We start from the raw sequence: 13781 nt of genomic DNA on the forward strand, positions 1-13781 counted from the left end.
TGTTTGCCAGCCGCTCACGCGGCCGAATCAGGTGTTTACCTGCTCAGTCCTTCCCCGCCTTTTCGGCAAGAAAGACCGCATAATCCTCCCGCAGGCGGCTCTTCAGCGCCGCGATGAAGGCCGGATCGACATCTTTTGCGAAGGAAAGGCGCACCGCCTTGCCCTTGCGCTCGACCGTGGCAAGCAGCGCGCCGTCAGCCCGGACGATCTCCTCAGCAGCAGCCGGCGCCTTCTGCGCCGGGCGCAGCAGGCGGTCAAACAGCATCTGGAAGCGCTCGTCGCTCGCTGCCGCCGCAAAGCGCGCGGAGGTCGTCTCGTCGTCCGCCTTCTCGATCTCCGCTCCGTTGCCGTTCGCAAACAGCGCGCCGAGCGCCATCCAGCGCTCGCGCCCCGCCTTCGGCGCCGGGCCGATCGCGCGGATAAAGCGCAGCGGCACCGCATCAGCCACCTGCAGCAGCCGCGACAGTTCGCTCTTCTGCACCGCCAGCGCATCGCAGACGAGCCGGCGCTCGAAACTGCGGCCGACAAGCGTATGGGCAAAGAGGGCGCGCTCGATGAAGCTCAGATTGCGCCGCTCGGCATTTTCCTTGCCCTGGGCGAGCACCAGCTCGTCATCGGTGAGCGGCCGCACGACCGCCTTGACCTTGACGCCGAGACGGCGGGCCGCCTTCAGGCGGCGGTGACCGTAGGCAACCTGGTAGCGGCCTTCGCTCTCGCCTGCCCCATCCGTGGCTGAGGACGGGCGCACGAGGATGGGCACCTGCTGGCCGTTCTCGCGCATGCTTTCGACGAGCGCAAGAAAGTCCGGATCGTCGCGCTCCTCGTCGGAGAGACGGTCGCTGACGAAGGAGACGTCGATCCGCCCGGTATCGAGCGAGACGATGCGCTCGCCCTCTTCCAGAGCCTGGCGCAGCACCCGTGCCTCCTCCGCCTCGCGGGTGATGGAGGACAGCGTGAGCCCCATCGCCTTGACGGCGCCGGAGGACGTGCGCCCCGGCGTGGCGGGCGTCTCGGCGACGGGGAGCGATTTCGTCTCGGGCGCGCGCTCCGCGCCGGCGGGCAGGATATCCCCGCCGAACAGCGCCTTGATCGAGTTCTTGCGGTCGCGGCCGGTCATCATGTGCGACCCCATGCGCTGTGAACGAGCTGTTCGATTTCCTGGTTGACCGCCTCAAGCGAATCCATCGCCCGGTCATAGGTCCCGCGGGAAAAATTCTCTCGGCCGACCTCGTAGAGCGTCTGTTTGGTGAGGCCGGCATCGGAGACGGCGGTGGATTTCAGCATGGTCGAGGTCAGGACGCGGTTGCCGAAGAGCGAGCGCAGGAAGCCGACGATCTGCGCCTGCGGCCCGTCATGCGGCTCGTAGCGGGTAACGAGATAGCGCAGGAAATCGAAATTGAGCTGGCCGCCCGCCTCGCGCACCACGCCGAGCAGATCCGAGGTCATGAACAGGAACTGGCTCATCGAGGCAACGTCGAGCATCTGCGGATGCACGGTGACGATGACCGAGGTGGAGGCGCAGAGCGCCGAGAGCGTGAGATAACCGAGCTGCGGCGGGCAATCGATGACGACGACGTCGTAGTCGTCGGCGACCGAAGCGAGCGCCGCCTGCACGCGGGTGAAGAACAGGCCGTGCGCCTCCCCTGCCCGGCGCTCGGCAAGCGCACGCGGTGTCGCATGCTCGAATTCCTGCAGTTCCAGATTGCCCGGCACGAGATCGAGATTGTGGAAATAGGTTTTTCGAACGATGGCGGACAGCGGACGGGCTTCGCCGTCATAGCGGATCGCGCCGTAGATCGTGTCGTTGCCGGCAAGGTCGAGTTCCGGCTGATAGCCGAAGAGCGCCGAGAGCGAGGCCTGCGGGTCGAGGTCGATGGCAAGCACCCGGTGGCCGGTCATGGCGAGATGCTGGGCCAGATGCACCGTGGACGTCGTCTTGCCGGAGCCGCCCTTGAAATTGGTGACCGAGATGATCTGCAGATGTTCGCCACGCGCCGGATCGCGCCACTTCACATAGGAACGGGCCTTTGCCGCATTGCCCTTGGCGCGCGCCTGTTCGGCGAGGTGATGGCGCAGTGCATCGATATCGGCGAGCGAATACATGCGCCGGCCGCCCGGACCGGTCGCCAGTTCCGGCCCCTCGCCCGCCAGCGATATCTGCCTGAGATAGCCGTCCGAAACGCCGATCAGCCGCGCCGCCTCGCCCGAGGTGAAGCTGCGCAGCGTCTTCTGCGAGGTCGGCGGAAACAGCCGGTCGCGCATGGCCTGGAGCTGCACGGACAGCGCCTGTGCGTCTTCCGCAATGGTTTCGTCGGCCGGGCGAAGCGTCGACATGGATTCTCCAAGGGCTGTGTGCGACGGCTTGGCCATCGGCAGTCTCCGTTCATTTCCCGATCCGCGGCCCCTCATGGTCCGGCAGACCGGCTTGCCTATAGTTTCTCCGATTCTCACCCCCGGGGATATGCGGGGGTGAAGAAATCTACAGAGGCTTTCGGCAGTTACGGCGAAAATCACAATCTTCGCCCGGTTCCGTAAGAGACGGTGGGACAGGTTCCGAGTCGCGTCAAGCGTTTTTTGGTTAACGACGCCCTGGCGGGTGAGGGCCGGAATCCCGCGGAATCAGGACTCTGGCGGTTCCCGGCGGCGCGTCATCCACCGGATTCTGACTCCGTCTCGCGCAAGGTCGGAGGCGCTTTGCGCCGGGCCGCAGCCGAATCGTCAGCCACGCCTGCCGATTCTCGTTCCCACCTTGCTCAAGGGCTCCGTTGACAGCTGTCAACCGCGCGATCCATCAGCATCATGAATCGATGAGCAGCCATCGATTCCAAAAATGCGTTGGACGGGATTCGCCCTGCCGGCGAGACTCGCCCCATGGACGAGACGAGGTCAAGCCATTTCGAACGCCGGGACGCGACCCGCAACATGCAGCGCTTCTACCGTCTGACGGTAACGCGGGATCTTTTCGGCACCGTGCTACTGGTACGCGAATGGGGGCGCATCGGCGTCTATGCCCGCGAGCGCAGGGAGGCGAAGAAGAATCTTGCCGCCGCCTGCCGGGATGCGGACCGGCTGGCGGTGCAGAAACAGCGGCGGGGCTACAGGCTCATCGAGGCCGATGGCGGGCGTTGACAGCTGTCAACACACCGGCTGCCGGGCGAGGTGAGACGTGGACGAGATGCCGGCCCCGATACGCGGCGTTGACGATGCCGGTAGTGGCGTTCCGCCATTCGCCGACCCGCCGATTTGACATTCCGGAACCCTACGCGCGTACAGCAACACCCGCCAACGCGCTCCAGCATTCGCCCGCGCATCGCAGCGATGACCAGCGGGGCCGCATCCTTCTTCCTGTCCTGTGCCGGCAGCTCCAGCCCCTCGGCAACGAGCGCTTCCTTGTCGGAGGCGTGGGGGCATAGGGGCATAGGGGCGTAGGGGCGTAGGGGCGTAGGGGCGTAGGGGCGTAGGGGCGTAGGGGCGTAGGGGCGTAGGGGCGTGGATCATCATTTGGTTGCCAGCTGTCAACTCGGCACGGCCACGATGGGAGCAGTACGCCAGGCTGGCAGGCGCGTCCGATGGTGTAAAGCGCCAGCACCATGGTCGGGTCGACCATTCCGGCAGACCCGCCCGACCGCCACGTCGCAGAGGGCGCCAAACCGCGATGTGCCGCTCGGGCCCCCAGCCGCCCGGGACAGCCGCGTGGCACTCCTTACCGCAACGCAGAGCAAGCAATGGAGGAAAACAGGCGCGGCAATGGATGGCACTCCGGGAACGGCGCAGAATGCCGGCATGCAAGGGTACCGAAAAAAGCGGAATCCCGCTCTCTGCGCCAGGAAAAGCGGAATTCCGCTTTTTTGTAAGCCCGTTCCATGATATGCGGAAATCCGCTTGTTTTGCAGCAAAGAGCGTCTTTCCGCATGAAATCCTCCGTCGCCGAAAATCTGGGCGCGCAGCTGCGCCGCACCCGCAAGAGCCGCGACCTCACCCAGCCGGCGCTGGCGGCGCGGCTGGGGCGGGATCGGGCGCGCATTTCGGAGCTGGAGCGTGACCTCATCCAGGGACGTCTCGGGCGCGACCGGCTGGCGCTGCTCCTGGAGATCTGCGACGCGCTCGACCTTTCGCCCGTGCTGGTGCCGGCCGAACGGCTGGCGGCGGTGCAGGCCCTGCTGGCGCCCACCGGACCGAAAGAAGACGCCGCGCGCCCGGACGGCACCGCCTTCGACGACGTCTTCATCGACCTTGCCGACGGAGAAGCGTAATGGCACGCGCGGCGGTGCTCGGGGTGCACCTCCTTGATCCCGTGGGCCGGCCCCGGCGGGTCGGCATCCTGTCGCGCGACGGGGAGGGGGCGACGGCCTTTATCGTCGACGAGGCCTATCTGCGCGATCCGGCGCGGCCGGTGCTGAGCCTCGGCTGGCAGGTGCCGGGCGACGAGGCGGCGACGCGCGGCCGGCTTGCCGCACGCGGCGACAAGATCGGCCTCAACGGTCACCTGCCGCCGTGGTTTGCCGGTCTCCTGCCCGAGGGAGCGCTGCGCGACCTCGTGCTCGCCGAGATGGGCCCGGGCCGGCACGACCAGTTCGATCTCCTGACGCGGCTCGGCGGCGACCTGCCGGGCGCCGTGCTGGTGACATCAGAGACGGCGCCGCCCGAGACCGCCGGTCCCCTCCATCTCGAACGGTTCGCCGGGCTGGACCTGCCGCAGCCGGAAGGACTGGTCAAATTCTCACTGGCCGGCGTGCAGCTGAAATTCTCCGCCGCCCCCGCCGGCGCCCGGCTGACCGTGCCGGCGCGGGGCGGGGAGGGACGGGCGATCCTCAAGGTGCCCACGGCGCGCTATCCCGGCCTGCCGGAGGCCGAATTCGCCGCCATGACGCTCTGCCGGATGATCGGCGTGACGACGGCCGATTGCCGGCTCGTGCCGGTGGGGGAGATCGACGGCCTGCCTGCCGGCCTGCTTTCGGGTGGCGCGATGGCGCTCGCCGTCGACCGCTTCGACCGGCCGGGGGAGGGGGAGCGCCTGCACATGGAGGATGCCGGCCAGGTCGTCGGCGCCGTGGGCGAGCGCAAATACACGATGGCGACCTACGAGACTATCCTCAACATGATCCGCCGCTTCAGCACCGACTGGCGTGCCGACGTGCTGGAGGGCATCCGCCGCATCGTCGCCGACGTGCTTATCGGCAATGGCGACAACCATTTGAAGAACTGGTCCTTCCTGTTTCCGGGAGGCGGGGCTGTACGGCTGTCGCCGGCCTACGACATCGTGCCGACCGTGCTCTTTGCGCCCGACGACCAGCTGGCGCTGCGCTTCGTCGGCACCCACGGCTTTTCCGCCGTCACCCTGCGCCGCTTTCGCCGCGTCGCGGACTTCCTCGGGCTCGATCCGGACTGGATCGAGCGGGAGGTGCGCGACACCGTGCTGATGGCACTCGATCTCTGGCCCGAAGCGCTGAGGGCGCATCTTGGCGCACCGCAGGCGGACCGCCTGATTGCGCGGCTCGAGACGCTGGCGCTGGTTGAGGAAGCGCGGGGTTGACCCTCCTCCCCTCTCCTCCCCGCGGCAGGGGAGGGGAGGGGAGGGCGCGCTCAGAGCAGTTCCGCTTTTCCCTGACAAACTCTAGCCGTGCGCACGCACCCGCGCGGCGGGGAGGCTGGCGGCGATTGCGCGGGCGACGAGCACGGCGTGCTCCGTCACCTGCGGCAGGCCCATCAGCTCGCCGAACGTGCCGCGCGCCAGCGGGCCGGCAACGAAGAGCGCGTCGGAAGGCCGGCCGCTGGCGGCAATGCTGCGGCTTTGCTCATCGACCAGCAGGCCAAGACCCACCGGGTCCGCCCGCACATGGCCCGCGGCGGCAAGACCGGAGAGATAGGGCTGGCTTTCCAGCACCGCCTCGTGGCCCGGCCCCGTCGTCACCACCACCGCATCGAAACGGCCGTCTTCGAAGCCTCCGCCGTGCCGCAGGCGCAGGCGCACGGCAAGGCCGCCCGCAGCGTCGTGTTCGGCTGCCGCAATCGAGCCGGCGCGAAAGGCGAGCGTTCCCTCGGCAAGGCGCTGCTCCAGCACCGCTTCCACCTGCGGGGCGATGCGGAAGCGGTGTGCATCCCAATAGGGCCGCAGGAAGCGCAGGAGCCGCCGCTGCTCGGCGAGGGGCAGCGCGCGCCAGATCGTACCGCCCTCCGCCCGTACCCGGTCGATGACCGCATGCCAGCCGACGCCCTGCGCCCCGGCCTCGGCGACGGTCTGGCGGATCCGGCGGAGCAGGGCGCGCGCCGAGCGGGCGGGCGGGGCGGTGAAATTGCCGAACGGCGCAGGCGCGGCAAGATCGTGCCCGCGGGCACGCAGGCCCCGGCGCGAGACGGCGGTGATGAGGCCGCGATGCCCGCGGGCATCGAGTGCGGCGATCACATCCGCCGCGGTGAGGCCGGCACCGACGACGAGAACCCGGTCGAGCGCCCCGATGCGCCGGAGCGCGCCGGGCACGGTGGCATCTGGGATGTAGCCCGGATGTCCGGCGAGGGCACGCGCCAGCACGGCCGGGGCGCGCGGCGCCGGGTGGGTCGTGGCGATGACGACGGTGTCGGCGAAGAGCACCGTGCCGTCGGCGGCCGCGATGCGCCAGTCGCCGCCCTCCTGCCGGGTCATCGCAGCGACGCGGCCGCGATGGTGCTCCACCGCCCCGCTGGCGAGGAGCGGTGCGAGCTGGTTGGCGACGTAGCGGCCGAAGGCCGAGCGACGGGTGAAGACATGGCCGTCCGCCGTCTCGGCATCGGGGTCCGTCGCAAGATAGCCGGTCACCCGCAGCCAGCGGGCGAAATGCTCGCCATCCTCCGGCAAAAGCGACATGCGCGCGGCCGGCACATTGATGCGGTTGACCGGTTCGTCCGTGTCATAGGCAAGGCCGCCACCGAGCCGGGCGCGGGGCTCAAACACGACGATGCGCGCCGCATGCGCCGGCAGCGCGCGCGCCAGGTGGTAGGCGACCGCCGCGCCGCTGAAGCCGCCACCGACGATCGCCACGACCGGGAGGAAGGATGAGGTGCTCATGTGCGTCTTTCAGTGGAGGGCTGCGGGGGAAAGCCCGGGGGAGGGGAGAGGGGACGGCAGGCGCCCCGTTGCCCGGCCCGCACCGGCCGCCCGCGTTTTCAGAAGCTCGAGGAAATCATAGCCGGCGGTCCAACGGCCGAAACCGCTGGCGATGTTGATATGGCCGGCATGGCCGATATCGACGAGGTCGCTGCCCCAGGCGCGCGCCGTCTGGCGCAGCCGCTCGGCCGGCATGTAGGGATCGTTGAGGCTGCCGACGACGAGCGAGGGAAAGGGCAGCGGGCGCTCCGGCATGGCACCGAACCGGATGATGCAGGGATGCAGCCCTTCGGTCGTCTCCAGATCGCAAGGCGCCACGAGCAGCGCGCCACGGATGCGCCCGGCGAGCCGGCTTTCGGCAAAATGCGCCGCGAGGATGCAGCCGAGGCTGTGGCCGACCAGCCAGACGTCGTTGCCCACCATCTCCACCACCCGTTCCAGCCGGACGAGCCAGTCCCGCTGCTCCGGGCAGGACCAGTCGTGCTGCTCGACCACGCGGCTTTCCAGGTTGTCGCGCGCCCAATGGCGCTGCCAATGCGCCGCCGGCGAGCCGTTGAGACCCGGCAGGATGAGCGTATCGACGGGAATATCGAGCGACGGCATGGTGGCCTCCAGACGATCGGGATGCCCTGCGGCATCGATACCGGGGAGGATAACGCGTTCAGCTGGCGAGTATAGGAATTCTATCTTTTATATGAACTAATTTTCGAAAAGCCTTTTCGCCCGGAACGGGAAGCATAACCTGCAACACTCGAAGCCCACGCCCCGCCAAGGGCGGCCATCGGCGATAGAGGCCGTGGCCCTTGCCCGCGCGGGCGGCGCCGGTTTCAGGACACCAGGCGTCTGGCCGTGATGGCCTCGATCTCTTCATGGACAAGGATGCTGGAGACGGCCTTGAGCAGCGGCTGGGGCCTGCCGAGCAGGAAGCCCTGGGCTTCCGTGCAGCCCGCCTGGCGGATCGCTTCCAGCTGGGCCGGGGTCTCGATACCCTCGGCCGTCGTCGTCATGCCCAGCTCGCCTGCAAGCGCCGCGATGGCCGAGACGATGGCGGCGCTGTCGGGGCGGACCGTGATGTCGTTGACGAAGGAACGGTCGATCTTGACCTTGTCCAGCGGGGCCAGCCGCAGGTGGCTGAGGCTCGAATATCCCGTGCCGAAATCATCGAGGACGATGCGCACGCCGAGCGCCTTCAGGCTCTTCACCGCGGCAAGGGTCCGGTTGTCGTCGTCGAACAGGGCGGTCTCGGTGATCTCCAGCTCGAGCCGCGCCGGATCGAGGCCGGTCTCGGCCAGCACATCCCGGACGATCGCGACCATGTCGCCGAAGGCGAGCTGCACCGGCGACAGGTTGACGGCGATGCGCGGCGCGCCCGGCAGATGCACGGCATCCCGGCACGCCTGCCGTAAGGCCCAGGCGCCGATCTCGACGATCAGCCGGGTCTCCTCCGCCAGCGGGATGAACTCTCCCGGAGACACGGAACCGCGCTCGGGATGCTGCCAGCGCAGCAGGGCCTCGAAGCCGCTGAGCGTGCGGGAGGCCAGCTGGTAGATCGGCTGGTAGGCGAGTTCGAACTGCTCCTCGGCAATCGCCCGTCGAAGGTCCGCCTCGAGGGCGATGCGGCCATGCAGCTGCTCGTCCATTTCCTCCGTGAAGAAGCAGAACGTGCCGCGCCCGCGGGACTTGGACTGGTAGAGCGCCACATCCGCCTGCTTCAGCAGCGTGTCGGCGTCCCCGCCCGCACCCTCGGCAATGGCGATGCCGATGCTCGTCGATATGGCGATCGCCCGGCCCTCGATGGAGAACGGCTGGCTGAGGACATCGACGATGCGGGCGCTCAGCACTTCGGCGGATTGCGGCTGGTCGTGCCCGGTGCACAGGATCGCGAACTCATCGCCGCCAAGGCGCGCGACGGTGTCGGTCTTGCGCACGCAGGCGGACAGGCGCCGCGCGACGTCCCGCAGCAGCTGGTCGCCGACCGGGTGGCCGAGCGTGTCGTTGATGTCCTTGAAACGGTCGAGATCGAGGAACAGCAGCGCGGCCTGCCCACCCCTGGTGCCGATCTGCTGCAGGACATCGGCGATCTGCGTGCGGAAGGCCAGCCGGTTCTGCAGGCCGGTCAGGTCATCGTGATGGGCAAGGAAGCGGATGCGGCTTTCCTGGCGGGTGAGGGCGATGTTCTGCCGCTGCGCCTCCTCGACCGCGGCATTGGCGCGGGCATTGGCCGCGGCGAGCTCCGCGTGGGCCGCCTTCAGCGCGGTGATGTCCGTGCGGATGCCGACGCGGCCGCCATCGGCCGTCCGCCGCTCGCTCGCCAGCACCCAGACGCCGTTCGGCAGCATGCTCTCGATCGCGCCGCTGTCCCCGCTGTGCCAGGCGACAAGATCGCCGATGAAGGTATCGATGTCCCCCGTAAGCTGCGGATACTGGCCCCTTTCGGCGCCCTGGCGAACGATATCCTCGAAACGCGCGCCTGCCTCGATGAAGGGGGCGCTCAGCGCGTAGAGGTCGCGGTAGCGCTGGTTGCAGGTCACCAGCCGGTCGTTCTCGTCCCACATCACGAAGCCATCGGACATCGCCGCGATCGCATTGTCGAGGACGGCAGAGGCGCGCTCACGCTCCGCGCCGACCTTTTCCCTCTGGCGGATGGCGACCAGGATCGCCGCCGCGAAGGCGAGCACGAACAGCGCGACGATCCCGGCGCCGAGAACGATGCCGTCGCGCGCGCTGCGCCAGTCGGAGAGCAGAACCGCGTTCTGTGCGCTGAGCACCACCCTGATGTCACCATAGAGCGACTGCCGGGCGACCGTCAGCACGCCATCGTCCGCACCGGTCTCGGTGGCCGGGAAGGCCACGCCGTTCACCGCCCCCTGCTGATGGGCAGCGCCATGGGATTTGCCGATCAGCAGCTCGTCATGCGGCTGCGAGGCGATAACCCTGCCATCGGCGCGCTCCAGGAAGATCCGCGTACCGCGTCCCAGATTGGTCTCCGACACCAGCTTCATCAGGGTCTGCAACGGCACTTCGGCGACCGGAACGATGCCGATCCATCCGGGAATCGGACGCGCGACATAGAGCGACCAGTCGCCGGTGACGGGATTGTGCACCGGGCCGATCAGGGTTGTCGGATTACGGCCCACCAGCGCGACATCGGTCGGCAGCGGATGACGCACCGTCATCGATTGCCCGGACGCCACCACGCTGCCATCCGGCGCAACCAGCAGGAGATCGCGAAAGGCCATTGTCTGAAAGCTGATGCCGCTCAGCAGCTGGCCGGCCGGCCCGGCCTGGCCCGGGGCGATCTTCGCCGCCTTGAACAAAGCCGGGAGGCTCGCCAGCGCGCCGTCGACCTGAAGCAACTGCCGCTCGAGCGCGTTCTCCACCGCCTTGGCGGACCCTTCCAGCGATTGCCGCGCGGCCTGCCAGGCAGCCCGTTCCGCCTTTTCCACGACATGCACGGTGCCAAGCGCGATGATCGTCAGGATGGCGGCCGTGCCGGCGCAGACCACGAGCTGAAGGCGTTTCATCACGGCAGGATACCCCGGCATTTCTGGTTGGTCATGGGCTTTGGGGCTCGTTTGCAAGGACGGGTTTGAGATAGGTGTTCCAGGTCTGCTCGCAGCTCTTTCCGCATCGCTTGAACCAGCGCGGCAGTACGACGTCGAGCAGCAGGCGCTGCCGCCGCACTTCGTCCTCCGGCGATGTCGGCACGATGGTCATCGCCGCCTGGGTTTCGCCGGAACAGTCCGGCGCGCCGGCATTGCAAGCGAGCCCGCGCGCCGTGTCCGCCTCGGCCTGGGCCCAGATCCGCTGTTCGAGCTGGCGCACGCCCTGCGCGACCGTGCTGCGCACATCGACGGGCAGGGTGTCCCAATAGGGCCGGTTGACGCCGAAGATCGATACGCCCCAGCTCAGCGCCATGGCATGCACATAGGATGTGACCTCCGGCAGCCCGATCTCGTAGCCGCTCAGCGTGCCGGTGATCGCGCAGTCGACGAGGTCATCGCGAAGGCTCGGCACGATATCGGCAAAGGGTATGCTCACCGGCACGGCACCGAGCGCCGTCACCAGTTCCGATTGCGCGACGGAGGACGTCCGGATCCGCCGGCCGGCGAGATCGTCGAGACCGGTGAACGCGTCAACGCAGAACAGCACCTGCGCGGGATAGGCGTAGACGCCGAGAAGCCGGATATCGTAGCGCTGGTCCAGCACCATTTCCAGGTGCGGCCGGTAGGCGCCGACCGTGCGGCGCAGCATCGCCACGTTGGGGTTCAGCGTCGGCAGGTCGATCGCGCTCAGTTCCGGCTCGTCCCCGGCGGTGGCGCTCAGCAGCACGGTCCCGAAGGAGACGACGCCAAGCCGCAAGAGCTGAAGCATTTCCTGGGCACGCAGCCCGCCGGCATCCAGCGGGCGGATCGCCGCGCTGATCCGGCCCTGCGACAGCGGCCCGATTTCCGTTTCCCAGAACGGCTGCTCGATCTTGGTGAACTGCGTGACGCCTGCAAGACCGCCGATGACCTGCAACCGGACCTGATCGCCTGAAGATTGCTGGGCGGAGGCACCGCCGGCACAGCCAAGCAGCGCAGCAAACAGGGTGCAAGCCAGCCATGCGCCGGTAAAGCGGCCTGCCGCTGCACGCCCGCACCCTCGTCCGCTCATTCGTTACCCCCGGCTTACTCTTCTCCCAGCGTGAAATCTTCCGTCATAGAAGTTAACGGACCCTGTGTCCGAACTGCGAAATATGACATCTTGAGTTGCATCGATACGCCCGCGTTTTCCGGGATGCTCCGCAGTCTGGCTTGCCCGCTGCGATTTCGTCGAATAGGGCGGGATCGATATCCGGCCCCTCTTGAACCGGCCGCTTCCGGACGCCAGATAGGCGCTCGGACCGCAAGGAGACTGACGCTTGAACACGACCTGCCCCGTTCTCACGCCCGCAGAGAAACACTATGTCGAGATACAGGAGCGGGTGGAGAAGGCAATGATGGTCGCAATCCACGCAGCGCTGAAGACCGCGAGCGAACAGGCTGCCGAGGAATTGAAGGCCGTCGACCTCGACGAGCCGCCGCCGGCCTACGACTATTTTGTCGCCCACGCCCAGCAGCAGCTGTTCCTGCACCTGTGCGGCGCGGACCCCGAGACCTTCGAGGGCGGCGATCCAGACATCGCCACCTTCGTCATCCGCAATGGCCAGAACATCCGCGACCACTACTGGGCCAAGGACAGGCCGGCGTCCGACGACGCCGAAGGCTGACCGGATCCCCCGCCGAGATCAGGGGGCCATAAGCTCGAAGCGGTGCATCTCGTCGTCGAGGCCGCGATAGGTCCATGCCAATGCCGTGAAGAAGGCGTGGGCCGCGTCGTTCTCGTGATCGACGAAGGCCATCCAGCCGGCGGCCGGCGGATGGCCGTCCCAGCCGACGACCGCGGCAAGCGCCCGGCGGCCCAGGCCCGTGCCACGCGCGGCGGGGCGCACCGCGATATCCGTTATCCCGTGGAGCCCGCCCGGTTCGGGGCTCCAGACACAACCGACGAGCGCAGCGGGCGCACCGTCCTCGACACCGACGATCTGGACGCCGTCCGTTGCGTGCAGGACGTGATCGAGCCATGCCTCGTCGAGCGGACCGAGTTCCTCGTTGAGGCGTTCGTCCTCGAACCAGCGCTGGATCCAAGACCAATCCTGCGGGGTGATCCGTCTCAACTGCATGCGCGTCCTGTGCTCCCTGACCGATGCCCCGAAGATGGGAACGCCGGACCGGAAATTCCATGGGGCCGGGTGAGGGCGATCGCCGGTGTCGGACGGAGTGCGCGGCCCCCCTCTGCCCGGCCGGCCATCTCCGCAGACCCCACGCGATCGCCCCCGGCGGGGAAATGCCGCGTCCCTTTCGAGAGCGCGGCCTCCCGGCCTTACTTCACCTGCGTGACCGTCAGCTTGCCATTGACCCGCTCGGCGACGAACTCGACCTTTGCGCCGGCCTTGAGCTTCTCCATGAGCGCCGCGTCGGCGACCTGGAAGACCATGGTCATGGCGGGCATTTCGAGGTTCTTCAGCTCCTCGTGGACGAGCGTGACCTTCTTGGCCTTCTCGTCCACCTTCTTGACCGTGCCGTTCGTGAATTCCTGCGCGAAGGCGCCGGAGGCGGCGGCAAGGACGAGCGCTGCGGAAAGAGCGATTTTTGCGATGAATTTCATGACGTTCTCCTTTCTTCTCACTTCTTGGCGACGGTGATGTCGCCGTGCATGCCGGCGTCGTAGTGCCCTGGCACGAGGCAGGCGATCTTGAAGACGCCGTCATTGGTGAACTTCCAGACGACCTCGCCGGCCTTGCCGGGGGCAAGGCGGATGGCATTGGGATCCTCGTGTTCCATTTCCGGGAACTTTTCCATGACCGCCTTGTGCTTCATGACCTCCTTCTCCTCGTCGAGCACGAATTCATGGTCGAGCTCGCCGGAGTTCTTGATCGCGAAGACGATCGTCTGGCCCTTGCGGACCTTGAAGGTGCTCGGCGTGAAGATCATCTTGCCGTCGTCGGTCTCCTTCATCGTCACGCGGATGGTCTGGGTGGCCTCGGCCTTCTTGCCGGGTTCGCCGACAGCCATGGCGCCGTGGCCGGCATCGGCAAGGGCGCTCGTCGAAAAGCCCGCTGCGAGCAGCAGCGCGGTCAGTGCGGTCTTCATCATTTCATATCCTTCGTTTCGAGGGG

Annotated in this window: 13 protein-coding genes; 4 read left to right on the plus strand and 9 right to left on the minus strand. The window is 67.7% G+C overall.

Annotated features, from left to right (window positions below; all coding sequences use genetic code 11):
• Window positions 1-43 precede the first annotated feature (43 nt).
• Window positions 44-1117 carry a plasmid partitioning protein RepB gene (gene repB, locus AKG11_RS13850; RefSeq protein ID WP_050744417.1) on the minus strand — a complete coding sequence of 358 codons (1074 nt, stop codon included), beginning with the start codon at window positions 1115-1117 and terminating at the stop codon, window positions 44-46.
• Window positions 1117-2370 carry a plasmid partitioning protein RepA gene (gene repA / locus AKG11_RS13855; protein WP_037409490.1) on the minus strand — a complete coding sequence of 418 codons (1254 nt, stop codon included), beginning with the start codon at window positions 2368-2370 and terminating at the stop codon, window positions 1117-1119. The genes repB and repA overlap by 1 nt, the downstream gene beginning before the upstream one ends.
• Window positions 2371-2871: 501 nt before the next feature.
• Between repA and AKG11_RS13860 the strand changes: the two genes are divergently transcribed.
• The 3 genes from AKG11_RS13860 (at window position 2872) to AKG11_RS13870 (ending at window position 5533) form a co-directional block, all read left to right on the plus strand.
• Window positions 2872-3129 (plus strand): WGR domain-containing protein, encoded by a 258-nt coding sequence (locus AKG11_RS13860; protein WP_050744270.1) that lies wholly within the window; start codon window positions 2872-2874, stop codon window positions 3127-3129.
• Between the two features lie 782 nt (window positions 3130-3911).
• Window positions 3912-4253: a helix-turn-helix domain-containing protein gene (locus AKG11_RS13865; protein ID WP_050744271.1), complete on the plus strand. Its 342-nt coding sequence runs from the start codon at window positions 3912-3914 to the stop codon at window positions 4251-4253.
• A complete protein-coding gene (locus AKG11_RS13870) occupies window positions 4253-5533 on the plus strand; it encodes a type II toxin-antitoxin system HipA family toxin (protein WP_050744272.1) in 1281 nt (426 codons plus the stop codon). Before AKG11_RS13865 ends, AKG11_RS13870 begins: the two co-directional genes overlap by 1 nt.
• A gap of 81 nt (window positions 5534-5614) precedes the next feature.
• Here AKG11_RS13870 and AKG11_RS13875 read toward each other — a convergent pair whose 3' ends face one another.
• From AKG11_RS13875 to AKG11_RS13890, 4 genes are all read right to left on the minus strand, one after another.
• Window positions 5615-7042, minus strand: a complete 1428-nt coding sequence (locus tag AKG11_RS13875) for an FAD/NAD(P)-binding protein (protein WP_050744273.1) — start codon at window positions 7040-7042, stop codon at window positions 5615-5617.
• Between the two features lie 9 nt (window positions 7043-7051).
• On the minus strand, window positions 7052-7684 hold the full coding sequence (locus tag AKG11_RS13880) for an RBBP9/YdeN family alpha/beta hydrolase (RefSeq protein ID WP_050744274.1): 633 nt from the start codon (window positions 7682-7684) through the stop codon (window positions 7052-7054).
• A gap of 224 nt (window positions 7685-7908) precedes the next feature.
• Window positions 7909-10605, minus strand: coding sequence for a bifunctional diguanylate cyclase/phosphodiesterase (locus tag AKG11_RS13885; RefSeq protein ID WP_245290164.1), 2697 nt, complete (start codon window positions 10603-10605; stop codon window positions 7909-7911).
• A gap of 31 nt (window positions 10606-10636) precedes the next feature.
• Window positions 10637-11737 (minus strand): TRAP transporter substrate-binding protein, encoded by a 1101-nt coding sequence (locus AKG11_RS13890; protein WP_082342431.1) that lies wholly within the window; start codon window positions 11735-11737, stop codon window positions 10637-10639.
• A gap of 247 nt (window positions 11738-11984) precedes the next feature.
• Between AKG11_RS13890 and AKG11_RS13895 the strand changes: the two genes are divergently transcribed.
• Window positions 11985-12332, plus strand: coding sequence for a hypothetical protein (locus AKG11_RS13895; protein WP_050744277.1), 348 nt, complete (start codon window positions 11985-11987; stop codon window positions 12330-12332).
• Window positions 12333-12350: 18 nt separating this feature from the next.
• Here the strand turns inward: AKG11_RS13895 and AKG11_RS13900 are convergent, their stop codons facing one another.
• The 3 genes from AKG11_RS13900 to AKG11_RS13910 form a co-directional block, all read right to left on the minus strand.
• Window positions 12351-12785, minus strand: a complete 435-nt coding sequence (locus AKG11_RS13900; protein ID WP_050744278.1) for a GNAT family N-acetyltransferase — start codon at window positions 12783-12785, stop codon at window positions 12351-12353.
• Between the two features lie 200 nt (window positions 12786-12985).
• Window positions 12986-13270: a copper-binding protein gene (locus AKG11_RS13905; protein WP_023515005.1), complete on the minus strand. Its 285-nt coding sequence runs from the start codon at window positions 13268-13270 to the stop codon at window positions 12986-12988.
• A 17-nt stretch (window positions 13271-13287) separates the two neighbouring features.
• Window positions 13288-13755, minus strand: a complete 468-nt coding sequence (locus AKG11_RS13910) for a cupredoxin domain-containing protein (protein ID WP_037405311.1) — start codon at window positions 13753-13755, stop codon at window positions 13288-13290.
• Window positions 13756-13781 lie beyond the last annotated feature (26 nt).

Origin of the sequence: Shinella sp. SUS2, assembly GCF_001262505.1 — a bacterium.
GTDB lineage: Bacteria > Pseudomonadota > Alphaproteobacteria > Rhizobiales > Rhizobiaceae > Shinella.